This window comes from Rhodanobacteraceae bacterium (assembly GCA_024234055.1).
GTDB lineage: Bacteria > Pseudomonadota > Gammaproteobacteria > Xanthomonadales > SZUA-5 > JADKFD01.
In genome coordinates this window covers 453962-478057 of sequence record JACKOW010000002.1, presented here as the reverse complement: position 1 = coordinate 478057, position 24096 = coordinate 453962, and the positions used below count along the sequence as shown (strand labels likewise).

The 24096-nt window shown below is 65.3% G+C and carries 15 protein-coding genes; 2 read left to right on the top strand and 13 right to left on the bottom strand.

Features of this window, described 5'->3' with window-relative positions:
* Positions 1-48: 48 nt before the first annotated feature.
* Positions 49-1419 carry a hypothetical protein gene (locus H7A19_06275; GenBank protein MCP5474431.1) on the bottom strand — a complete coding sequence of 457 codons (1371 nt, stop codon included), beginning with the start codon at positions 1417-1419 and terminating at the stop codon, positions 49-51.
* Between the two features lie 168 nt (positions 1420-1587).
* Positions 1588-2508 carry a hypothetical protein gene (locus H7A19_06270; GenBank protein MCP5474430.1) on the bottom strand — a complete coding sequence of 307 codons (921 nt, stop codon included), beginning with the start codon at positions 2506-2508 and terminating at the stop codon, positions 1588-1590.
* 191 nt (positions 2509-2699) lie between these two features.
* Between H7A19_06270 and H7A19_06265 the strand changes: the two genes are divergently transcribed.
* The gene (locus H7A19_06265) at positions 2700-5309 is read left to right on the top strand and encodes a winged helix-turn-helix domain-containing protein (protein ID MCP5474429.1); all 2610 of its coding nucleotides are present in this window, start codon (positions 2700-2702) and stop codon (positions 5307-5309) included.
* Between the two features lie 475 nt (positions 5310-5784).
* On the opposite strand, the gene H7A19_06260 is transcribed toward H7A19_06265, so the two are convergent.
* From H7A19_06260 to H7A19_06245, 4 genes are all read right to left on the bottom strand, one after another.
* Positions 5785-6315 carry a hypothetical protein gene (locus H7A19_06260; protein MCP5474428.1) on the bottom strand — a complete coding sequence of 177 codons (531 nt, stop codon included), beginning with the start codon at positions 6313-6315 and terminating at the stop codon, positions 5785-5787.
* A gap of 329 nt (positions 6316-6644) precedes the next feature.
* Positions 6645-8927 carry a penicillin-binding protein 1C gene (gene pbpC / locus H7A19_06255; GenBank protein ID MCP5474427.1) on the bottom strand — a complete coding sequence of 761 codons (2283 nt, stop codon included), beginning with the start codon at positions 8925-8927 and terminating at the stop codon, positions 6645-6647.
* 640 nt (positions 8928-9567) lie between these two features.
* The gene (locus tag H7A19_06250; GenBank protein MCP5474426.1) at positions 9568-14535 is read right to left on the bottom strand and encodes an alpha-2-macroglobulin family protein; all 4968 of its coding nucleotides are present in this window, start codon (positions 14533-14535) and stop codon (positions 9568-9570) included.
* A gap of 786 nt (positions 14536-15321) precedes the next feature.
* Positions 15322-15807, bottom strand: a complete 486-nt coding sequence (locus H7A19_06245) for a DUF1566 domain-containing protein (GenBank protein MCP5474425.1) — start codon at positions 15805-15807, stop codon at positions 15322-15324.
* 334 nt (positions 15808-16141) lie between these two features.
* Between H7A19_06245 and H7A19_06240 the strand changes: the two genes are divergently transcribed.
* On the top strand, positions 16142-16633 hold the full coding sequence (locus H7A19_06240) for a DUF1579 domain-containing protein (GenBank protein MCP5474424.1): 492 nt from the start codon (positions 16142-16144) through the stop codon (positions 16631-16633).
* Positions 16634-16725: 92 nt separating this feature from the next.
* Here H7A19_06240 and H7A19_06235 read toward each other — a convergent pair whose 3' ends face one another.
* The 7 genes from H7A19_06235 to H7A19_06205 all read right to left on the bottom strand — a co-directional run bounded on the left by H7A19_06235 (position 16726) and on the right by H7A19_06205 (position 23888).
* On the bottom strand, positions 16726-17262 hold the full coding sequence (locus H7A19_06235; GenBank protein ID MCP5474423.1) for a hypothetical protein: 537 nt from the start codon (positions 17260-17262) through the stop codon (positions 16726-16728).
* A 16-nt stretch (positions 17263-17278) separates the two neighbouring features.
* The gene (locus H7A19_06230) at positions 17279-17914 is read right to left on the bottom strand and encodes a hypothetical protein (protein MCP5474422.1); all 636 of its coding nucleotides are present in this window, start codon (positions 17912-17914) and stop codon (positions 17279-17281) included.
* Positions 17915-18230: 316 nt separating this feature from the next.
* Complete coding sequence (locus H7A19_06225) at positions 18231-18791, bottom strand: GrpB family protein (GenBank protein ID MCP5474421.1); 561 nt, start codon at positions 18789-18791, stop codon at positions 18231-18233.
* Complete coding sequence (locus tag H7A19_06220; protein MCP5474420.1) at positions 18784-19215, bottom strand: GNAT family N-acetyltransferase; 432 nt, start codon at positions 19213-19215, stop codon at positions 18784-18786. The genes H7A19_06225 and H7A19_06220 overlap by 8 nt, the downstream gene beginning before the upstream one ends.
* A gap of 141 nt (positions 19216-19356) precedes the next feature.
* Positions 19357-20043 carry a hypothetical protein gene (locus H7A19_06215; GenBank protein ID MCP5474419.1) on the bottom strand — a complete coding sequence of 229 codons (687 nt, stop codon included), beginning with the start codon at positions 20041-20043 and terminating at the stop codon, positions 19357-19359.
* A gap of 152 nt (positions 20044-20195) precedes the next feature.
* Positions 20196-20717 (bottom strand): FHA domain-containing protein, encoded by a 522-nt coding sequence (locus H7A19_06210; GenBank protein ID MCP5474418.1) that lies wholly within the window; start codon positions 20715-20717, stop codon positions 20196-20198.
* A gap of 3 nt (positions 20718-20720) precedes the next feature.
* The gene (locus H7A19_06205; protein MCP5474417.1) at positions 20721-23888 is read right to left on the bottom strand and encodes a hypothetical protein; all 3168 of its coding nucleotides are present in this window, start codon (positions 23886-23888) and stop codon (positions 20721-20723) included.
* Between the last annotated feature and the right edge of the window lie 208 nt (positions 23889-24096).

The following is a 24096-nucleotide window of genomic DNA, read 5'->3' as shown; positions in this document are numbered from 1 at the left end:
CGCGACGCGGCGGTCGCGACGCGAGCTCGTTTCTACCCGGCAGTGCGCTCACTCAAAGCCACTGACAAAGATCAGCTCCGCGCGCACCTCGACGTTGCCGAGGCGGGCGATGCCGAAATCCTGTGAGCCGAAGAAATCGCTGGGCAAGCCGGGGCCGCCGACCAGCAGATAGCCTGCCGGGTCGAAGGTCAGGGCCTTGCCAATATCACTTCTGCCTGTGAACGGCGCGCCCTCGTAGCTGCCGACGGACAAGCCGTTGACGCCGTAGGCGGGATCGCTGGCGCCGTTGTTGAGCAGGCGCATGGTGTAGAACCAGTTGCCGCTGAAGTCGGCGCGTTCCGCGGCGCCCACCAGCACGATCTTGCCGTTGGATTGCACCAGCAGATCGCCCGGGGATTCATTGAGTCCGAAACCGAGTACATCTTCGACTTCGATCAGCAGAAATCCGCCGCCCTGGCCCGGGATCGTGTTGAAGCCGAAATCGCGCGTGCCGTTGGTGTTGAACCGGGCTACAAACAGATCGAAATCGAATTCGAAGGGATCGTGATTGCTGCCCAGCACTACCGGACGGTCGCTGGCATCGATGGCCAGGCCGCCGGCGCGGGGGTCGGTGGTTCCGGCGACTTGAGCCGCACCGCCGTTGCCAAAGCTGGTGTCCACTGCGCCATTGCTGCCGAAGCGAAACACGGTGACATGGAAATCGGTGTCGGCTTGATGGCCCAGCACCAGGATGCGCCCCAGACTGTCGAACTCCAGGTCACGGGCTTCCATGTCCAGGGTGGGCGAATCCAGGCGCACGCTGCCCTGGGTCCCGAAGCTCACGTCCGGCTGCAGCTCAGCGGTGAATCGCGACAGCAGCAAGGACAGGCGGCCGCCGATCCGACGCACATGGCCGGCGACGACGATGCGGCCCTGCGGGTCCACGGCAATGGCCTGATAGATGGACTCATCCTGTTCACCGACGCCGACCGGGCGCTGATACTGGCCGTCTACCTGGGTGCCGCTGGTGCTGAAGCGGAACAGCATGGCGCGAAATGAGCCAGGCGCCTGACGCCTGGCGGCAAACAGTAGCCGGCCACTGGCGTCGATGGCCGAGTCACTGGTGAAGAAGGATTCGTTGCCCGCTTGCGCGATCAGATCGGTCAGGATCACCGTGCCGGCGCCGCCGGCGCTGGGCGTGGGTCCGTAGCCGGTCAGCGTGCCGCTGGCGTCGACTTCGGCGGCGCAGAGGGTTGGCACCACCGTGGCTGCACTGGAGATACCCTCGCAGGTGCCGGCCATCAGCAGATGCCGGTTCGGCTTCAGATGCAGGCCGACGAGATCATCCTCGCCAGACAATCCGATCAGGCGTCGACCGCCTTGGGCAAAGCTGGGGTCATAGCCCCCATCGACGGCCGTGGCGATCAGTGGCAGCGCCATGAGTAGCCATCCGCACAGCCCGCTCAAACGCAGCCTGGTCGAGCGAATGGCCGTATCGGTGACTTTCACGATCCTGATTCCTTCAGATGTGCCGGTGGATCGGATCGTGGCTTGAGAGTCGGCGATCTGCCCGGACGTGGAGTTCATGCTTTTTTCGTGAGCGCAGGTTCAGAACTCGCCGTCCTCGAAACCGCCATCGAACATCCGATCGCTGTCGAAGGCGGCCTCGCCGCTCAGCATGCTCAAGCCCGGCACGGTCACCGATGCGATCAGCGTCTGGACCGATGACAGATCGCCGCTGGCGGAGTAGTCGACCAGGACCAGACGTGCCTCGTTGAGACAGCACAAGGTGCCGAGGGCATGGCCCCGGCCGGTGGGCGTCAGCGACAGATAGTTCTCGCCCGCACCACTGTCATCGCGCTGACTGGCGATGACGCCGGGTGCAACCGGGTCGACCAGGCGGGCACGGCCCAGGCCGGCGATCAGCAGCTTCTGGCTGAAGTCGTCCCAGGCCAGGCCGGTGGCGAAGGCGGCCGACTGCAGTCGCACCGTGCTGTTGGTGTTCAGATCCAGACGCCCGAAATCGCCGTTGAACGCCTCGGTGCCGGTGGTGTAATAGACCTCGCCCAAGGGCGTGAAGGCGACGATGGTGAGGTCGGTATCGGCACCGCTGAGCGGCAGCAGCGTGCCATTGGCGAAGGGCTGCAGCGGTACTCGGCTCAGTCCCGAACGCCAGCCGCAGTAAAGGTTCGTGCCCGTCGGGTCGAGGGCGCAGGCATTGGCATTGTTCAGCGACTGCACCGTGCTCAGCTGACGCGTACGCAGATCAACCTGACTGACCACGCCGGCGCCGGTGACGTAGACCCGATTGCCAGCAAAGCGCACACCGCCGCCATTGCCGGTGGTGACGATCAGTTCCGGCGTGGCCACGCTCAGTGTGCCCTGACCGTCCCAATTGAATGCCACCCGATAGAGTTTCTCGGTTTGCAGTTCGGCCAGATAGACCGCCGCCTTGATCGGACTGCCCGCTGCCAGTGCCTGCATCGAAGTGATCAAGAGGGCGAAAACCGCCGTCCGACGAAAGCGCATGGTGAACTCCAGGCCCGGGGGTCGGTTGCTGATGCTAGGCAGCAGCGGTCTCGCCGGCCCGGATCGTTCCTTCATGTTTTCTTCGTGGCGGATGCTGAAGGCCTCTGGCCCGAGATCGCGCGATGGCGAGGTAGGCGTGCCCAAGTGCTGGCAGAATCACCGTCAGTCACGATTTCAGGAGCACGCCAGCGGTGCGCTATCGCTTCGAGGGATTCACCCTGGATTCGGTTGAACGTCGCCTACTGGACGCGCAGGGGGCCGAGCGCGGTTGTGCTCCGAAGACTTTTGACGCCCTGCAGCTGCTGGTCGAGAACGGTGGACAGCTGCTGCGCCGCGAGCAATTCCACCAGCGTCTGTGGCCGCGTGCGGTCGTGGCCGACGAGACCCTGGGCAAACTGATCTGGCAAGTGCGCAAGGCGCTGGCGCCGGAGGGCGAGACTCTGGTTGAGACCGTACCCCGACACGGCTACCGTTTGCGCGCGCAAGTCGAGATCGATTCCGCGCCGCCTTCCGCTGGACTTCCCCAGACTGCTCCAGCGCTTGCCGCGCCAGAGCCGCCTGCGGCGGAATCCTTGCCCACACCCCGGCAACGCCGGATCTTGCCTGGCCTGAGCGGGCTGGGCTTGCTGATGCTGCTGCTGGCCGGGCTCCAGTGGTGGCCCGCCGAACCGGATCTGGCCGTGCCGGGAGAGGACCGGCCGCTGTCGGTGCCGACCGCGCTGGCTGCCGCCGAAACCGATGCCGATGTGCCGCCCTGGGTGGCCGAGGCCCTGAGCGCGGCCCTGGCTCTGGAGCTGGGCATGAACGAGCGGCCGCGCGCGCGGCTGGGTGAGGGGGTGAATCAGACGACGCCTGCGGTTCTGACCCAACACCTGAGCAGCGCAGGTCCGAATCGCTGGCGCTGGCAGATTGGTCGTCCCCACGGCGAGCTGCAGGTCACGATGGTGCTCGAAGGCGATGCCGATGTGCGCACCCAGATTCAACAGACCGCCGACGCCGTGCGCGCCTACCTGGGCCTGCCGGTGCCGGGTCTGGCGCAGAGCGCCAGCCGCGAAACGCTGCTGCCACAGCAGTGGCCCAGCCTGCGCGCCTACGCCGAGGCCGACAGCCTGCTGATGCAGCGGCGTGGCGCGCAGGCCGCGGCGCTGCTGGAGCCGGTGGTTGCTGCAGAGCCCGGCTTTGTTCCGGCGCTGAGCCTGCTGGCCCGTGCCTACTATCTGCAGGCCCGTGATCCCGAGGCGGCGCGGGTGGCGCGGCAGGGCCTGGCACGTTCGGCCCAGCTACCGCCGGAATTGCGCCTGACCCTGGAGTCACAACTGGACGAAGCTGAAGGGCGCTTTGATGAGGCCTATGAGCGCGCGCAGGCCCTGCACCAGCTGCTGCCCATGCGTTATGTGCCAGCGCTGACCGCTGCACGGCTGGCCGGGCACACTGGCCGCAACACGCGTTTCGACCAGTTGATCGAGGTGGCGCGCGAACTCGGCGCCGGGTATCCGGAAGTGGACCTGCTGGATTCGGTCATCAGTCTGCGACGCGGTCAACACGAGCGGGCGCTGGCCGCTGCCGAGGCCAGCGCCAACGCAGCCGAAATACTGGGTTGGAACTCGATCGCGGCCGAGGCCCGCCTCAATGCGGCGCGGGCGCTGGGCCAGTTGCAGCGATTCGAGCCCGGGCTGGAGCAACTCGGGCGCGCGCGGGCCTTGGCCGACACCGACGATGCCAGCCTGCAGGCACAGCTGAATCTGGTCGAGGGCACCCTGCTGATGGACCTCGGGCGCTTCGCCCCTGCGGCAGAGCGTCTGCAGCAGGCCGCGGACTGGTTTCGCAGCAGTGGGGCGCTGTTCGAGCTGGCATCGGTGCTGGACATCCAGGGTCAGTTGGCGGAAGCGCAGGGGCAGCTGGGTCAGGCGCGTCGGCTGGCCGATGAGTCGCTGCAGGTGGCCGAGGCCAGCGGCGATCGGCATGTTGCCGTCGCCATCTGTCTGCGCATGGCTCAGGCCTATCTGAATGCCGGCGAGATCGACGTTGCCCGGCACTGGCTGAGCCAGGCGGTCAGCCGAGTCGAAGCCATCGGCAACCCGGGGCTGCTGGCCACGACGCTGACCGACTGGGCGCTCAGTGCCTGGCAGGCCGGAAGCGAAGACGAAGCCCTGGCGGCCGCAGGTCGCGCACTGCCGATTTCCTTGGAGGACCAGGACTGGGAACTGGCCAGCACGCTGTCGGGCTTGCTCGGCGATCTGGCGCTATCCAGTAATAAGGTGGACGAGGCCCGGCAACGACTCGATCAAGCGCGCGCCTACGCCGAGCGCAGCGACCAGCCGCTGGCGCTGGTGCAGATCGAGCGCGAACAGGCCCGAAGGGCAACGCAGTGCCGCGATTATCCAGCGGCCGGCGTTCATCTGCAGTCCGCGCGCGCACAATTGGCCACCGCCAGTGCCGACGGACGCCATGTCCAGCTAAGACGCGAACACGCGCTGTTGGCACTGATCGCAGCCGAACTGGCGCTACGCGAGCAGCGCCTGGAAGATGCTGCAAACGCTATTGAAGAGGCCGGGCAGCAGTTGGATGGCCGCGCGGACCGCATGCTGCGCGTGCAGCTGGCTCTGATCGGTGCCCGTCGCCTGTATCGATCTGGCAATCCAACCGGCGCCCAGGATCGGCTGCGCCAACTCGGCGACCTCAAATCCGCCGGCCTGGCGCGCAGCGCTGCGGCCCGCGAGCGCCTGCAGCAGGCGATGTCACACGGCGAAGAGGCCGCCATCGACCCACCGCAGCCACCCTGGTGCGCGAAGCTGCGCTAACCCGCATTTCTCACACCTGCGCGAGCAGATGCCCCCAAGCTTCTAGTGAAAAAAGGGGATTCCGAGGCACGCACCAGTCACAGAGTGTTTGGCTGCATCTGCCCGCTTTGCGGACCTCGCTGGTTCTTTGCGACTATCGCTGCGTTGCTCCTCCTCGCAATGGAATCACCATTCCTCGTCGTCGCGCCTTGCGCTAGTCGCAAAGCCCTGCGCGACCTTCCGCAACAGGTGTGGGAAATGCGGGCTAACCTGTCCTCGACCACGCCTGTGGGCGGACTCCATCCGCGATCAGGGTTGCATCGCAGTGTGTCCTGACCGTCCTGATGTTGCTCGGTCGGGCCCAGGGCATGGTGCGTTCGGCCCAGTCAGCTGGTGCGGGAATTGCCGCAGTCAAGATGGGCTTTGCACGTCGGACAGACTGTGCGCAGGCGCCAGTGTCCAGATCGAACAGCCTGCAATGGCGTGACTTCAGGGTTCAGATGGCATCGGCATCACAACGCTGCTTGAACTCGTCTGCGGCATGCGTCTCTCGCCTGCGCAGGCGTTCCTTCTCTCCTTCGGGTGTCAGTGACCAGATGCCGTGCGCCACAGCCGCCGCCGTCGCCAGGGTCAGCACATTCTCCTCCAAGGGGCTGATTCTCCCGTCGCGCGCTGCTTCGGCCTTTAGCAGGCGCAAACGGTCGGCATTGAGAGGTCCCTTGTCCACGCTCAGCAGCTCGCTGACGGCCAGCAGGTCGACTTTGGCGGCGAGCGCCCGCCGGGCTGCCAGTAGGGAATCGACGTCCGCACACACCGACCGCATCGAGACCAGTCTGCAGTTGCCATCGTCCTGGCAGCGCAGAATCTCGGCATAGGCGTGCTGGCTTTGTGACCAGGCGAATTCGATCGCATCGATCTGATCTTCTCGCAGGGGCGTCTCGTTGCTTCGCAAGTCTGCTGCCGCACGGAGGATGGTCTGTGCATACAGCAATCGATCGGTTTCACCGTCGATGATCTTGAGCGCCATCTTTGTGTCGTCGTGAGAGCAGCCAACAACAGACCAAGCCAGCAATGCAGCGGCTGCGTGCCGCACCGATGCATTCCATCGATTCACGCCTCAAGCTCCAGCTCGTGTGGAAGACACCCTGCGCCACCGCCTCAGTCGTGGCGACCGAGCCGCTGGGTCAGTCATCGGCAGTCTGAAAGCGCGGGCGATTCGGGTCAAGACTGGGAAGCTGGATCAACCTCACAGAAGGCGCTACGCGGCAACGCGGTGTCTCCGGCCACCACCGCGTGACCATGGGTTGACGGAGGAAGTCTCCTAGGGTTGCTTTGACGGTCGCGCGCGAGGCGCTGCTACTCGATGGTCAGTCTGAGTCTGGCGTAGCGGCCGTGGTCGCCGATGGCGAGCACGTCGATCGGGCCGGTTTGTTCAAAGGTGTGATCGAAGCGGGCACTGGCGGGCAGGGCTGCGGCCAGTTCGCCGTTGATCAGCCAGCGCACCTGACCTTCGCTGCCGCGGGCCTGGAGTACGGCGCGGGGGCCGCGGCGGCTGCCGGGGAGCGAGCGCAGATGGGCGTTGTCGGGCAGCCCGTCGATGCGCATGGCTTCCAGTTCGTCCAGGCCGTCGGCGAGGCAGTCGGCGCGGCGGGCGGGCATGGTCTGGGTGCGCGCCAGGGCCGGGTCCAGCCAGGGGCCAAGTTCGGCCGGCCAGCGCGCACGTTGCATCAGGGTGCCGCTGCCCGGGGCACAGCCCAGGGTCAGGCGGCGGCCGCTTTGCGGATCGACGCGGATCTCCACCAGCGGCAGCCAGCCGGGGTTTTCTCCGGGCGCGGCCAGGGTGGGCGGAACCAGCCCATCCAGCACCAGCGCATTGCCGCGGCGCGCGCACAGCTCCGGAGGTGTGTCCGTCGCCGCGCGACCGGTGGGCCAGCAGATGTCGACTCGACTGACGCTGCTCGGCGGCAGTTCGCGCGGCGTGTGTCTGGGCATGGCCAGCAGGATCTGGCGCAGCAGCGGCAGGGCGGTATCGGCGCCCATCGAGCCGGGCAGGGGCGTGCCGTCGGGCCGGCCGACCCAAACGCCGGCGCTGTAGTCGGGCGTGCTGCCGACCGCCCAGGCATCGCGATAGCCGTAGCTGGTGCCGGTTTTCCAGCTGAGCCAGGGCTTGCCGCGGTCGCGCAGCATGTCGCGCACGATGTACGCGGCGCCGGCGCTGAGCACCTGGCGCTGCTCGACGGGGTCGTCACGCAGCAATCGCGGCTTGAGGCTGCTGCCGCCATGCGCCAGCGCCGAGTGGGCGCGCACCAGGGCCTCCAGATTGGCGGCGCCACCGCCCAGCGCCAGACTGAGATTCGGAGTGCCGCCGGCCGGCAAGGCCAGCGGCAAACCCGCGTGTTGCAGGCGTGCGGCGAACAGATTCGGCGTGATCCGATCCAGCAACTGCACCGCGGGCAGATTCAACGAGCGCTTCAGCGCCAGACTGGCGGCCACCGGTCCGGTGAAACGGCGATCGAAGTTCTGCGGGGTGTAGCCCTCGAAGTTCAGCGGCACGTCCAGCAGCAGGCTCTCGGAGTGGATCAGGCCCTCGTCCAGCGCCAGTCCATAGATGAAGGGCTTCAGGGTGGAGCCGGGGCTGCGCTGGGCCTGCACCAGATCGATATGACCGGCGCGCTTGGGATCGCCGAATTCGACGCCGCCGAGATACGCCAGCACAGCGCCGTCGCGATGGTCCATGACCAGCACGGCGGCCGACACCCGGCGATCAAGGCGCCCGAAGTACTCGGCGACCCGCGCTTCCAGGCCCATCTGCAATTCGATGTCGATGGTGCTGTGGATGACCGCCTCGCGCGGATGCTGGCTGCGCAGGCGCTGCGCTAGGTGCGGCGCCCACATCGGCACCGCAAGATGCCGCGCTTCGACCGGTTCGCGCATGGCGGCAGCCGCGGCGTCGGCAGTGATGACTTCCAGATCGACCATGCGCCTGAGCACCTTGTCGCGGGCCTTTCGCGCGGCCTCCGGATGGCGATCGGGGCGCAAGCGCGAGGGCGCCTGCGGCAGCGCCACCAGCAGCGCGGCTTCGGCCAGACTCAAGCTGCGTGCCGACTTGCCGAGGTAGGCAAAACTGGCCGCTTCGACGCCCTGCACGGTGCCGCCGAAGGGTGCGTAGTTCAGATACAGGTCCAGAATCTCGCGCTTGCTCAAGCGCCGCTCCATCTGCAGCGCGCGCAGCATCTGCTTGAGCTTGGCGCCGATGGTGCGCGGCTGCGGCGACAGGATGCGCGCCACCTGCATGGTCAGGGTCGAGGCACCGCTGACCACCCGCCCCGAGGCCAGCGCCTGCCAGCCGGCGCGAACGACCGCCGCCGGGTTCACCCCCGGATGGCGGAAGAAATGGCGGTCCTCGAAGGCAAACAGCGCCTGCAGATAATCCGGGGCCACCTGATCGGCCGTGACCGCAAAGCGCCACACGCGCTTGCGCGAGGCAAAGGCGCGCAAAGGTCGATCGTTGCGATCGACCACCACTGTGGATAGATCTTCCGCCAGCGTCGGCAGTGGCGGCGGGAAGCAGGCATCCAGCGCCCAGACCGTCAGCACGGCAAGGATCAGCGCGAGCAATGACCAGCGCAGGCGGGTCATGGCCAGCTACCTGCTTCGGCCAGGAATGGGCCATGGGCCATGAAGCGCCCACTGTAGGAGCGCCCTCGCGGCGCGACCGGTGAGGCGACGATCAGGCCCTGAGGCAAGTCATAGAGAAGTGCCGGACGCGAAGGACGCGAAGGAAAAGCAGAAAGTACGCGAAGAAGAGCGTCTGGATCGTCGCGTTGCTCTGTAAGCACGTTCATCGAGTGCCGTTTGGGTGGGCCAGGCGTTGCCCGCGGGTCGTTAGCGGTCTCGCTGGATCGGCGCGGCTTTGAGGAGGGACGCGCGCCTGCGCGGCCGCTGTTGATTTTCACAAGGCGCAAAGCGGCGCCGCGGCGCGGCGCCCTCCACTGCGCCCGACGCAGAGCCGCGGCTGCCGGCGCGAATGCCCTGGAGGCGCTTCCCCAAGCCCATGCGCGCCGGAGCCGCGCTACCGATGCCTTGATCGAAGCGGACTTCCGGAGGGCCGCGCGCCTGCGCGGCCGCTGTTGATCTTCCGCGAGCGCAAAGCTGCACCGCAGCGCGGCGCCCTCCAGAGCAGCAGTGAGAACGCCCCAGCGAGCTGCTGCGCGGCACACCGGGCTACACACACCAAGCGAGTTCATGGCGGGCGCCAGCGCATCGGTTCGGCTTCACCTCACTCCACCTTCAACCGCGCAATCACGGTGGCGCCCTGGCCCTTGACCTGGGGACGGAACATGTCCTCGATGAACGGCGGCGGCACCACGTAGTCGCCCGGGGTCACGGCGCGGGCGATGTAGAACAGATTGATATTGTCGCCGTGCCAGGCCGAGAAGTCGATGGCGGCGAGGTAGCGGTCGTCCTTGTATTCCTGACGCCGCAGCGTGGCTCCGTAGGTGTAGTCGGTGACCGGGCGGCCTTCGATCTTGACCGCGGCCAGCTCGCTGAAATCGCCCAGATTCAGGTTCTCGACTTCCAGCCCACCGGGCTGCAGGTCCACCAGTACGGCGTCGCGGATATCGCGCTCGGCCTGCACCCGCAGATGCACCAGCAGGCGATCGCCCTGTTTCAGGTCCGTGCCGGTCCAGGCGGCGCCATCCAGGGAGTAGTACTCGCGGCTGATGGCGACCTGACTTTGATCAGCGGGCGGCGGCGTCTTGCTGAAGCCGACGCTGTTCCATTCCACGTACAGCGTGCCATTCGATTCCAGCGCGGCAGTCGTGCGCGCGAGGTCGGCCGCGGCGAATTCGACGCTGTACTGGCGCTTGCTGGCGATGGGCTGGCGGCTGTCGCCACTGCTGAAGCTGCCCTGCAGCGGCTCGGCCGGCTGCTGCAGCAATTGCACGCCCAGACGCACCAGCGCGACGGCCTCGTCAAGGCTGAAATAGCTGCCCTTCCAGCGCTGGTCGCGACTGCGTCCGGTCAGATTTCGGCCCAGCGGCAGCACCTTCGCTTCCCAGGCCGGGTTCATCAGCTTGTGCTCGACCAGCAGGGCATGGGACCACGCCAGATCGCGCTCCGTGGAGCCATAGTCGCCGATGCCCCAGGCGCTGTCCCACTTTCCGTTCAGCGCCAGGGCGAGGGCCTGATCGCCGAGGTTCTTGTCGCCCATGGTGCGCAGCGCCAGGCCCAGTTGCACCAGCGGGAGCAGGGTCCTGGCGTCCTTGGCGTGCTCGTTGTAAAGCGTGCGCAGGGTACCGATCGGGGCGGCGTTGGTCAGCGACAGCACATAGGCGGCGTACGCGTTGTTGGCAAACTTGATCGCTTCATGATGCTCGTGGGCCAGATAGGCGTTGCCGCCGTTCTGCAGGTCCTGTCGCATCCGCGCCAGTGTGCGGTTGAGGGCTGCATCGTCGATCCGGAAGCCGGCCTGTCTGGCCTTGATCCAGAACTCGGCGACATAGGGCGTCAGCTGGGTATCGATCCAGCTGTCCTTGCCCCACATGAAGAAGTGGCCCAGCGGCGTCTGTTGCGCCACCGAGTCGTCAATCACCGATTGGATCAGCGCCTGCCGCGAGCTCTCGTCCAGCGTGCGCACGCCGAACAGCTGGCGGTTGTGGCTGTCCAGCAGCAGATGCACAAAGCCGCGCTGCACATTGAGCTTGAGGTAGGAGTACCACCAGAGTTTCTCCGTGACCTCCTGGGCCGCGCCGGCCAGCGGCAGCAGCGGTCGATTGCTGACCGTGAATTGCAGCTTGGCGCCCGGCAGCAGGCCGGCGACCAGACTGGCCGGTGGCTTGATGGTGATGGGCCCGGTCACGCTGCTCTGCTCGATGCGGCGTACCGGCGCATAGGCCGGGCGAACCACGGTCGACACGCTGCGACTGACCCTGCCTTCTGCCGAGCTCACTTCGACACTGATCGTCGCCGGGCCGATGCCGAGTGCGTCCAGACCCATGATCTGCACCTGCTTGGCACCGTCCGCCAGCGCCAGCGGTGCCTTCGGCAGATCGCGCAGCTGGATACCACCCTCGCTGTCGAGTTTGATGCCGATGTCCTGCGCGCTGCCGCTCATGTTGCGCACATCCAGCGCCAGCGTGGAGACATCGCCCGGCGCCAGCGCCCTGGGTGCCGATAGCTGGGCCACCACCGGCGCGCGCACGATCGGTTCGGACGTGGCCTTGCCGAAACGGTCATCACTGAACACCAGCGCGGTCACATCCAGCGTGCCGTCGAAATCGGGTGCCACGAGCTTGATCGTGGCGTGGCCCTTGGCGTCCAGCATGATCGGCCCCTGATACAGATCGATCAACTGCACCTTGAGCTGATCGCGCGGCATCTCCGGCAACTCTGGCGATTCGCCATCACCGCCGTAGCGCAGCCCGGCGCGGGCACCGGCGTAGTTCTCGACCACGCGGCCATAGATGTCATAGAGGTCAAGGCCAAAACGGCGCTGGCCGAAGAAGAAGCCAGCCGGATCCGGCACCTTGTAGCGGGTGATGTTGGTGATGCCCTGATCGACGGCGGTCAGCACCACGGAAGCTTGCTGGCCGGCGAGTTGCGGCGCGTCGATCTGAATGCGCATGTCGGCACCGGGGCGGCTCAGTCTGGGCACCTTCAGGGCCACGGCCAGACTGCGTTCAGAGCGATCCAGCGGCAGATGCAGCATGCCCACGGCGCGCGAAGGCACCAGCGCGTCCTTGCTGCCATCGGGGCGCAGCACCACGGCACTGATGTAGATGTCGTGGCGCTGATAGCGCTCGTCGATGGGAATGCTGACTTCGGCATCCGGTGTGGCGTTGATTTCGGCGTAGAACAGTTGCTGATCGCTCTCGACCACGACGAAACCCGGGCCTTCATAGGGCGCGTGGATGCTCAGTCTGGCGCTGTCGCCGACGCGATAGGCGGCCTTGTCCAGCTCCAGCTTGATCTGGTCGGGGCGCGGTTCGCGCGCGATCTGGCTGTCGCCACCCCAGCTCCAGCCCGCCTGGAAGTGGTACCGCGTCACCACGCCGGAATCCGGGTGGATCAGCTCCACCCAGTAGCCGCCCCATTTGATCGGCACCTGCAACTCGAAGGGCCGGCCGTCGGCGCTCAGATCGATGGTCTGGGTGCTCTCCACGGTGGTCGAGCTGATGATGCTGACGTCGAAACTGTCGTTATTGCGGTAGTACCAGCTGTAATCGCGCCAGTCGCGCAAGATGCGCACCTGCACGCCGCTGACCGGATGCCGCTGGCCGCTGACGTCACTGGCGATCACATCGAGCTTGGCGGTGGTGTCACCCGGAGCGCTGTCGTCATCGAATTGCGGGCGCAGGCCCAGCAGCACCGGCGCCGGCCAGATCACCCGTTTCAGGATCTTGTTGACGGCGCGACCGCCGCTTTCCTGCACTTCGCCCAGAATCTTGACCTCGACAGGGCCCTTGTCACGGGCGACCCGCGACAGATCGATTTCGGCGCTGATCTCGCCCTGTTCGTCGAAGACCTCGTCCAGCACTTCGGTGGGTGTCGAATCAAATCGTGCGCTGGCGTCGCCGAAATGGAAGTCCTTGTAGAGCTCGACCGGATGATCGGCCGGCGCCAGCACCATCGAGGCCACGAAGCGATTGCCGCCGGCCGGAGCGCCGTAGAGATAGGCTGATTGCGCCTTCAGCCGCAGGTTCTCGCCCGGCGACAGTGTGGCCTGGTCGCTGCCGAGATCGATCTTCAACCGTTCCGGCAGGAATTCCTCGACATGCAGATCCATGCTGAAGGGCGCCTGCTCGCTGTTGCCATCCGTGGACAGGCGCAGCAGATACAGTCCGGTAACGGCGTTGTCGGCCAGCTGGTAGCTGTAGCTGGCATAGCCGCCCGGGCCGACCTCAAGCGCACGGTTCTCGACCTTCTCACCCTCGGGATTGAGCAATTGCGCGATCAGCGGCGTGTTCTGCTGGCGCAGGTGGCCGTCGTGATCGCGCACCAGCAGATGCACGCGCAGGGTTTCGCCTGGGCGATAGAGATCGCGGCTACCCCAGCTGTAGATGTCGAAAGGCTGTTGCTGACGACCCGTGATCGGCAGGGCTGAAAGGTCCACGGCCGGCTGATTGAAGGGCAGCATGGCCACGTCGTCGTCGTGCTCGCCGCTCAGCAGCAGCAGCTCGGTGCTGTCGGATTTGGGTTGCGGCGTGCCATCGTCGTATTGGCCCGAGCCTTGCGGCTGTACCTGGATCAGGGCATTGCCCTGGGCGTCGGTGACAGCCGAGCCCAAATCCTTGCCGCCGTCGCCGCGGGCCTGGATGCGGGTGCCGGGCAGTGGCTTGCCGGTCTTCAGCGAGGCAGCGTGTACCCACACCGAATCGCCATAGCGGCGCGCATGCAGGCCAAGGTCGGTGACCACGAAGTAGGCGCTGTGCCAGCTGCCAGGAAAGCTGTTGGGCTGCTTCATCACCGCCATGTACACGCCGGGCGCGCGCAACTCCTTGATCCGGTGCACTGGCAGATAGGTCAGTGCCTGACGGTCGCCCGGATGGTCCAGCGTGAAGCGCTGCTGGTACACCGATTCGGTGAAATCGGTGATCCGTTCCAGCTCACTCTTCCAGTGGTATTCCTCTTCAGAGTCGCCGCCAGCGCGCTTGGCCTGGCGGCGCACACCCGGCCAGCGCCCGTAGGGCAGCTCGTAGCCGAGAAAGAAGCTCGGGTAGTTCGCCGGGTTCACCCGCAGGAACTCCACGTCCACCGATGCCATATTGGTACTGGCAATCGGCAGTCCCTGATGGGCATGGCGCGGAATCACGCTGCCGTTGCTCAGAAAGCGGGCGCTGCCGGGGAGCACCTGGGTGCTGATCTGCTGCTCGAATGCGCCGACAAGCGTGCTGCCGTCGGCTGCGCGCAATCCTGCGTCGACCCTGATCCGGTAGGTCGACAGTGTCTGCAGGAAGGGGAATTCGAGCGTGCGCGCATCGTGTGCCAACATCCACGAACCATCGACCTTGCCGCCTTCGGGAGTGCTCAGGTGAACCAGTGCGTCGAAGACCTGACTGGTGTCCAGCGGACGGTTGAAGCGCAGCACCGCGGTGGGGCGGCCATTGGTGTTCTCGTTGCTGACCCCGATCACCGCGAATTCGGTGGTGGGCGCGATGACCTGGGCGACGGCATACAGGCCGAGAAGACTGGCCAGGACGATGAAGGCGACGCGAGACCAGAGGGCAGAGCGATGCTTGGACATGGCGAGTCTCCGGGAATTTTTCCGCAGACTAGCAGTTGCATTCAGGCACATTGAGACGACCTGAGGCCGAATTCGGGCGCGGCTGGAAAAAGCATGGCCGGGGGCGGGCAGCGCGAGAGGGAAGGCGGAATGCGCGACGGAGCCGCCGCAGTTTCCTCAAGATACGTTATTGCGAGCCACCCATATCGGACTGACACTGCCCACGGGCATGAACCCGGTGTCGTAGGAGCGCCCTCGTGGCGCGACCGGCGCCATCGGATCGCGACTGCCGGCGATTCTCGCTCAACGGTGGACGAGAGCTTTAACGCAGAGAACGCCGAGGACTGCAGAGAACGCAGAGAAAAGCCCGTCCAGGACGGCTCTGCTTCTCTCCGCGCACTCTCTGTTTTTCCTCCGCGTTCTCTGCGTCCCGCTTCTGATGTCGACCCGCCCTGATTATGGATTATGGCGGGTAAGGGTCGCGACGCGAGGTCAATCCAGCTCAAGACGCCGGCTGTTGGGCACACCGCGCCCAGCGCAAGCTACGTCTGGCGACTGCAAATCAACAAGTGACGATACGGATTCATGGAAAGGAGGGTAGCGACCAAGCAATCCAGGAACTTGCGACCCCGCCTCCGGATTGCTTCCCCCCGGATCAAGTCCGGGGGCGCAATGACGCCGGCTCAGGCTCTTGTAGGTCCAGACTTGTCTGGACGCTCTTTCGGGACGTCGCCAAGAGCGTCCAGACAGGTCTGGACCTACAACCGCCCGAAGGCCGTAGCCTCTTCCCCGTGCCCCGTGCCCCGCCTACGGATTACGCACGCACAGCGCACGCTTGCCCTGGGTGTTGGTCATGGCATATGAGTACTGCTGGCCGTCATTGAAATAAACGTAGAAGGCCTCGGTGGCGCCGTTGCGATCGCTGCTCCAGGGCGTCAACCCGGACAACAGGATCAAGGGCGTGACCCTGCAGGTGAGCTTGCCGATGCAGTCCTGGATCTGATCGTCGCTGGGATAGTAGATCTTGAGCAACTCGGCGCTGCTCGGCACGCGCCAACCGCCGCCTTGCGACTGACAGTAGTTCTGCGCGCCCTGCCAGTCGATATCGCCACCGTTGTCCTTGGAGGCCCAGAGCAATCCGGTCTCGTTGTCGCGCACGCTGCCGTCTTTGGTGACTTCAAAACGCTCTTTCGGAGGCGGCTGAGTGTCCTCGTACTGCGCGACTGCAGGCACTGTGGCCGACGCCAGCAGCAGCGCCACGGCCAATCGTAGAAGGTTCTGAGAGTGGCTCATCGCTGGATCCCTTGATAGATGACGGCTCGGCGGCGTCAGTCTAACAACCGCCCTACCTTCAGTTGTAGCAATGCCAAGCAAAAATCGCAATCAGGTCGTTGTGTGCCGCGGCGAGGGCGTCGGCTTCAACAGGGAAGTCCGAGGAATGAGCGGCGCCGTTGTTGCTGCGAGTCGGGGCCGGCCTGAATCGCGCTGCTGACAGGCTTTGTCAGCAAGGCCACCGCCGACAGGCGACAGCGACATGCGACTCAGGTACACCGTATTTCAGTCTCGGCGCGCTGGGCGTTGCGCAGGCGCGTCGACCACTTCCATGCCTGTCGGAGTCAGTCAATCGATGAATACCCAAGCAGCGTCCACGTGTGCATCAGATTTTGATTTCATCATCGGTGATTGGCGCGTGCGCCATCGCCGGCTCAAAGAAAGACTGGTGGGCTGCGCCGAATGGCAGGAATTCGAGGGAATCTCGTCCACCCGCAAGATTCTGGGCGGCCGCGGCAATGTCGAGGACAATCTGCTGCACCTGCCCGATGGCCCCTATCGCGCGGCCGCTGTCCGCTCTCTGGATGCAGCGAGTGGCCAGTGGGCGATATGGTGGCTGGATGGTCGATCGCCGCACCAACTGGACACACCGGTGGTGGGGCGCTTCGACCAGGGGCAGGGCAGCTTCTATGCCGAGGATACCCTGGCAGGGCGTCCGATCCGGGTGCGCTTCCTGTGGTTGCCCGTGACTGCCGACGCGGCACGCTGGGAGCAGGCCTTCTCTGCCGATGCCGGGCAGACCTGGGAGACCAACTGGACCATGGATTTCGTGCGGATTCAGCCTTGACGCAGCGCTGTCTTGGCAAATCCAAAGGGTCCCCGCAGGGACCCGCTCGTGGATCTCAGGTGCCTGCTCCGGTCATGAATTCGCGCCAACGCTCATGGCTCTTCGCCGCTGCCCTCGTCATCCTGGGTGAAAATCAGAATATCCGGACGGTCGGTGTAGGCGCGAAACTCGGCCTTTTCGGCTGGCGGGCTGTAGGATATCGCAGAGGCATTGGTCGGCTCATGGGATTCGTGGCTGCCGCCGATCACGAATCGCTGCAGCAGAATTCTCTGCTTGCCGTTAGCGGGTTTCAGGCGATAGACGTAGACCACATCGTTGTTGCCCAGGTAGCCCGTCATGTAGTGATAGCCCTGCTTGACGCCGGGGAACGGGGGTTGCTCGCAATGCAGCTCCGCCTGATGTCGAACCACGTCACTGCTGCCTTGGGTGATGACCAGATCGGCATATCGGCCCTTCAATCCCTTCGACGTGATCATGATCTGATCGTCGTCTGCCAGCAGCTGAGTGCCCATGATCCACTTGGCGCGCCAATGGGTCTTTCCGGCAGGCGGAACCAGATCAGCGGCGCTGTCAATGGATTCACAAGCATGCTTGTTTCCGTGGACCAGCCAGAAATCAAATTTGGACATGACATTGACCTCCTGTTTACTTTGCCGAAAGGACGGCATTGATCCAGGCTTTCGCCCGGGTGATCGGAATATGCAGCGAGACAATCTTGGGAGAGTCCTTGTAACCGCATATCGCGTGTTGAACGCCCATCAGACGCCCGAAATTGGAATCGGCTTCAAACAGGCCGCCCCCGCTGTCGCCGGGAACGGGTGTCAATACGCCCGCTGCGCCTGGCCATTCGCAGACCAGACTGCTCGTCCAGGTTTCTGGGTGCACCAGGATTCCTTCCAGCAAGCTGGGGACACATCCACTCTGGCCACCGAGCACACCCGTATGGGTATAGGTCATGCCATCGACCCAGTCGACCATGGACGGAAATCCGGCATTGGCCATCGGTTCCGACAATCGAGCGATCGCCAAGCGCTCCTGCAGACCGTCTATCGGCTTGTTCGGGAAATAGGCGAGGAAATCTGAAAACGGAATAGCTTTGGATTCGCCTTCCTCATAGATTTCGATGACACGTCTGGACGGGGCGGCGGTATCGATCACCGACTTGCAGAAATAGTCCTTCGAGCGCGGCGAGCCCACATGCTGGCAGGTCAACACCAGATCGGGTGCCACCAGAATGCCGATGCCCGCGGAGGTATTTGCGGAGCAACTGTGAAACTTCACCAGGAAGCTCAGCGATTCTTGCACTTGCGGTGCTGTACAGACACGCCCGCTCAGACCGGTGTTGCGCAAGAGGGTTGGTTGGGCCACCGTCATGACGTAAAGGCTCCCTTGGTGATGGGTGGGTGCGGTCTGAACGCCGGTTCACCGGCCAATGCTGCAATTGGTGCTTTCATAAGGAGTGCCCACCGCGCAAATTGTCGCAGTCGGCTGTCTTGAGCGGCGGGCCAGATGCAAATCGACCGCATCCGGCCCCTTGGATCTGGCGGCGGCTTGCGTTGGAGGCTCGATGGACTTGGCCGACGGTCGGTGCTGTCAATCAGTTCGGGGCCGGTGTCCAGGCACACTGCGCGGCCCAGGCCTGCGCCGCCAGATAGATCAGATCGACAGCCGGATCCTTCACTTCCGGGTAATCCTTCGGATCCGCTAGGCTGGCGGCAAGTCGGCGCTTGAGTTCCGCGTAGGCCTCGGCAGTGGCCGGGTGGGCGCGCAGGTAGTCGCGAAACAACAGCGCATAGCGCTGGTTGCGGCGACCGGCCACGCGGACATGCACATGGGCTCTGCGTTCGCTCTCGGGCGGCGTGAACAGCAGCTTGGACCACTGGTCGCAATCGGCGTTTTCACCGGGGGGAACATGGTCCACGCGGACGTCCCCGCGCTGCTCGAATCCGGCAGGTCGCAATTCCAGTGCGATATCAGCCGAGAGGACCTCAACAGTCACCTGAATGTCGATGACATCCTTGGCGCTCAGGCCGGGCACGGCGGTTGAGCCGATGTGATCGACGCGCAGCGCGCGCTGCCCGAGGGCCGCGCGGAGCAAGCCGGCGAGGCGTTCGAAGTCCGCAGGCCAATCGAGCTGGTAGGGAACGATCTCAAGCATCTGCGGCGAGATAGACCCGTGGGTCATGACGTTCCATGAAGCGCTCCGGCGCCGCCAGCGCCTGGAATCCGAATTTCTGGTAGAGCCGGTGTCCGTCGCGGGTGACCAGCATCAGGCGCCGCAGGCCCTGCAGGTCGGGCTCCGCCAGCAGTGCCTTGATCAGTCGTTGCGCCAGCCCACGGCCGCGATGGGGCTCCAGCACATAAACATCCGCCAGATAGGCGAAAGTGGCGCGATCGGTCACCATCCGGGCGAAGCCGACCTGCTTGGCACCGCAATAGGCGCCGACGCAGATCGAATGCGCCACGGCCTTGGCCAGCGTGGCTTTGGGAATGCCGGGCGACCAGTAGGAGCTGGACAGATAGGCATGCATGGCATCCAGGTCCAGACGCCCGGGATCGTTCGAGATGTCGTAGGTGTCCATGGGCGAGGATGCTCGGGTGGTGTTCCGTCATTAGCTTGCAGAGATCTCTGATGGATTTCGCAGGCCACCATCAGGAAGCGATGTTCGCCGGGCTGCGAAGTGTGTCCGAGCCGTCAGTGCTGCGGGCGGTGCCCGTCACTTTCACTCGCATACCGCCTCGCCGCCGTGGCACCACCCAGAATCCATGTTGTACAGGATCTTCATGCTGGCCTCATGATTCATCCGCGAGATTTGGCTGGCAAGCGCCATCTCTTCGGCGCTCATCCCGTCCGCACAGGCCCAGGATGCCTCGCAGCCCGTGGCGGCCGGTGCCTCTCGACTTGCGTGCGAGGTCGCGTCGAGCACGTCGGGATCGACGCCGGCATAGACCACCAGCGGCAGCAGAGGCCCGCCGAGCTCGACGAAATCGCGATCACGGGCCGAGAACATCATGTGCACGAGGTTGCCCCGGGCACGGTCGACGTTGGTGTAGCTGGCCAGGTATCCGAATTGCCCCGATTCGTCGAGTCGGTGCAGGCGGTACAGTGCGCCGTGCTGCCAGCGCTCTTCGGCAAGCACGGCCGTCACGCCCTGAGCCGGCAGGTTCAGCTGCACCAGAACCGCATCTGCGAGGGCGGCCGGCGCCGGTGAGCGCTCGGGATCGATTCTGATGGCGAACAGCGCCAGAGCCGGCGAATCCTCGTCGTCTGGGTCCTCGGTCAGGATCAGGCTGGCCTCGTCCTGCTGGCGCTGCCAGCCGAGCGGCAGGTTCATCGTGTGACCGGCAATGATCTCGGGCTTGAAACGCGGCAGGCCGGCGGCGCTGGCCACCAGGCCGGTGAACGCCAACAGAGCAGCAAGTGAGAGCACGCCGACGCGTCGGCAACAGTGTCCGGACGGCTCAGTCTGTCCCCCGTTCAGGTGACTGGACTCGGGCACATGCTGGAACGACGAGCCTGGATGTTCGCAAGCCTGGGCGGGGGGCGTTGTCAGAGTATGGCTCACGGCATTTGCTCCATGGTGGTCCTCGGCCCTGTGGGCTTTCGCGCGGCGTGCACATCACGTTCCGCGCGGCCGTCAATGACACACGCGGTTTTCGGCAACTCGCGCTGCTGGTCGAACTCGAGCGCGACGGCGCCCACGCGAAGATCGAAATCGCCGGTCAATGCAACGCGCTGGATCCTTTTCGAATCCAGCCAGCTTCCGTTGGTCGAGCCGAGATCACGAACGATCACACCGCCCTCGGCCAGGATCTCGATCTCGGCATGGCGGCGCGAGACGGTCGGATGCGTGAGGCAGATTGCGGATCGGTGGTCCCGCCCTATCGCATGAGATCCGGGGCTCAGAAGCCAAGGTTCGGAATCTCCAGGTTCGGCCAGCCGCACCTGGTAGCGTATATCGCGCACCTGGCCCGTGGCAGAGGGCTGTGGCCCGTCACCGCGCCGACGCGAGGCGTTCTCGCCACCGTTCTTCCGGGCGCGCTCGGTTCCATCGTCGATCTGAGTCATGCGATCGGTGCCCATGGTTCACTCGAAGCCATTGGCGAACACGGGGTCAGGCAACCCTCCCGTCGGCGTTGCGATGGTCTGGGTATTGTTTGACAAATTGGGATCACCCACCCCCATGCCACCCGGCAGGCTGCTTGCCAGCACGATCTGCCCGACCGGCGGCGTGGCGCCGGCGTAGGACGCCCGAATGATCCAGACATTGGCGGCGCCGTCGCCCAGCAGCGGCAGGGTGTCGCGCACGAGCTGCTGGCCGTTCGTGAAGCTCACGCCGCCGCATGCCGATCCGGCACGCGCGCAGGACTCGGAGGCGAAGCTGTAGCCGGCCGGCAAAGTCAGCGTGTGCGCGCTGTTGGGCGTGAACGAGGGCCCGTGACTGGCGAAGGTGGCGACGATCTCGATCTGGTTGCCCGGCACCACCTGCGCACTCAGGGCCTCTGCCCGCAGATCGGCGAAATGGATCGGAGCCAGGCTGTGGGTGCTGCTGTTGTTGCTGACGATCGGGTCGGCGCTGCTGCCGCCGGTGATGACGGCCAGGGCCGTGGTGTCCACGGCCTGCGAAGGCGCCAGCGCGGCACCGATCGTGGCCGTGATGTTGAACTCGACCATCGCCCCCGCGGGCAGGGACAGCTCGGATTCGAGGGTGCTGCTGCTGCAGGACAGCGGACCGCAGAAGGGCGGGTAATTGCAGGTGGCGCCGCCGGTGGCGGTGCAGCTCCAGGACACATCGGTGTAACCGGCGACCGCCCCTGAAGGCAGTGGCGCCGTGAAACGCACCGGCCCCGAGGCCTGCGGCCCGAGATTGCGCACCTGGAAGCCGAAGAGCAAAGGCGTGCCGGCGATGCCGCTGGTGTTGCCAATGGTGGTCACCTCGATATCGGCCTCCAGCACGGGCGTGCTGGAGCAATCGACTTCGATAGACCAGTCGTTGAGCTGGCCGACATCGCCGTTTGCCAGGTCACGCACCACCAGGCGCCAGGTCCCGACCGTGCTGCTGCCGTTGTTGTCGGTGCTGCGGCGCGCGATCAGCCCGGAAAGGGGCTGCACCGGTGCGATGTACCCGTTGAGCGCCGGACGATCCGGGATCAGTCCACAACTGCGGTCCGGCCCGACCGGGGAATCGTCCCAGAAGATCGCTTCGATGTCGTCGGCGCCGCAGGAGCCCGACGTCCCGTTCACTCCGTTGCGGGTGCGATCGAGCAGCGTGACATTGCCGGGGCCGCCGAAGCTGTCGAAATTCGGATCCTGCAGGACCACGCGCAAGTCACCCACGTAGGGATGGTCGATGTCGAGGCCTACACGCACGCGACGAATGAAGTTGCACTGGCCCGGGACAATGTAATTGAGTGGCAGCACACTGGTGACACTGCCGGAATTGTCGGGAATCGCGGCCATGCAGTTCGTGGCGCCGGCCACCGCCGAGCAACGCGTGCCGACCAGGCTGGTCGAAGCGGTCGTGATGACGAAATCCGCGCGCTGCCGAGCCCCGAGGGCGTCCCAGCTGTTCTTGGCGCGCAAACCACCGACGAACAGCGACACAAGCTGCTGCGCGCCCTGCGTGGCGGGCGAGCGACCGCGCACCCGCACGAAATCGCCGTTGCCTACAAAGGTGGGCTGGCTGCGCCAGCCGCCCGAGTTCACCTGATACTCGCCGCCGAGCACGAACAGCGGCACGCGCGCGCCTGCTGCCAGGCCGAAGATCGCCATCAGGTCCGACGTGGCCATCACGTTCGGCGACACGCTAGCGGATCCCGGAACGAGGCCCGAAGGATCCGGATCGAGATCGATGATGGAATTGACGATAGGGTCGCCGAGGAAGCGCATCACGTTGATGCCGTTCTGACCCGAAGAGCGCCGCGACAGTATCGTGATCCGACCGTTGCGCGACACCGCCAGGTCACGCACGATCGGGAAAGGGGTCGCGCCGGTCTCGGGCTGGCCGGCGGGGCGATGGAGGTAGGCGTCCTGGTTGAAGCCGACCACCGGGAAAAAGCTGCTGTCCAGGCCGTTCTGATCGACGCGCTGCAGAAACACCCGGGCCTGTGCCGGGCTCTGCCCGCTGCGACGCCAGCTGCCGGCCACGATCATCTGGTCGTTGGGAAGGAGCACCGAGGCGCCGTACAAATGACCATCGAGTTCGCCCTCGGTGTTGGGCCAGGCCAGACCGCCCCAGATCCCGGTTGTGGAGCCGGCGGGATTGCTGAGGTCGGCCTCGTAGCCACCGACGTAGGTGTAGGCCCGGTTGGGCGGCAACTGCTGGTACACGAACTGGTAGCCTCGACGGATCTTCGCCGTCGCGGCAGCGTGCAGCTCGCCCCAGCTGCGGGTCCAGGGCAGGTAGAAGGCGGTGTCACGCGGGTTGCGCAGATGTACCCGTGTGCCGCCGGGCGCGTAGCTCATCACGTAGTCGCGATTGATCGTGTCCATCAGCCCATCGGGGCCCGAGATGCCGAGTCCACCGGCCATCACCACGCGACCGTCAGCGCCTTCGGTCAGGCTGGCGACGCGAGGACTGAAGGTCCCGGAAAATCCCGGCAGGTCGACCGCAGTCTCTATCAGTCCGGTCCCGGCAAAAGCCGTGTCCAGCGTGCCGGACTGGGTCAGCACGGCGATGAATCCGTTGTCCTGCGGACCCTGGTTGGAACTGCCGCGGCGTCCGCCGATGACGATACGGGCATCACTGGTCTGCTCGATGGTCTCGCAGATCGACAAGGGGCCGAAATCCCCGACCACGAAGCCTTGCCCGGCGAAGGTCGCATCAAGGCTCAGGTTGGCATTGAAGCGCGCCACCAGCCAGCGGTAGTCGGTCTGGCTGACGTAGCTCAAGCCACAGGCGAGCACCTTGCCATCGGGCAGCAACAACAGATCCTCGAAGCGCGCCTGGGGCAGCAGGGTCAGCCCGCTGCCATTGATCTGGGTGGCAATGCTGCCATTGGTGTTGAGTACGCCGAGAAAGCCCTCCTCCAGGCCTGCGCCGCCGTTGGCGCCGCCAGCGATGTAGCTGAGCTGGGCAGACGAGACAGCCAGCGCACGGCCGTCGAGACGAGTGACCAGATTCGCGCTCACAAAGGGATCCAGACGATCGCCACTGCCTCCGAAACTGGTGTCGAGATCGGTCGGCGCCGCGTAAACGGTCGCTGACAGCAGCAACCCAGTGACCAGCGCGTACCTATCCAGGGATCGATTCATCGAGGGGCTCCACGGACAACGAAGATGCCCGTGCTCAGCAAAGCCCGTGCCAGCGCGCGGAGCGCGCCGTGACGGCCTTTTTCGGTGATTCGCGTACAAGAATGCGAACGCGGACCGGAATTTCGGGGGACCCAATCGTTCGCGATCGCGAACGCACAGATTGTGCTCGACGTGCGCCAGCCCGCGCGTCGTGCAAGCGCATCCGCTA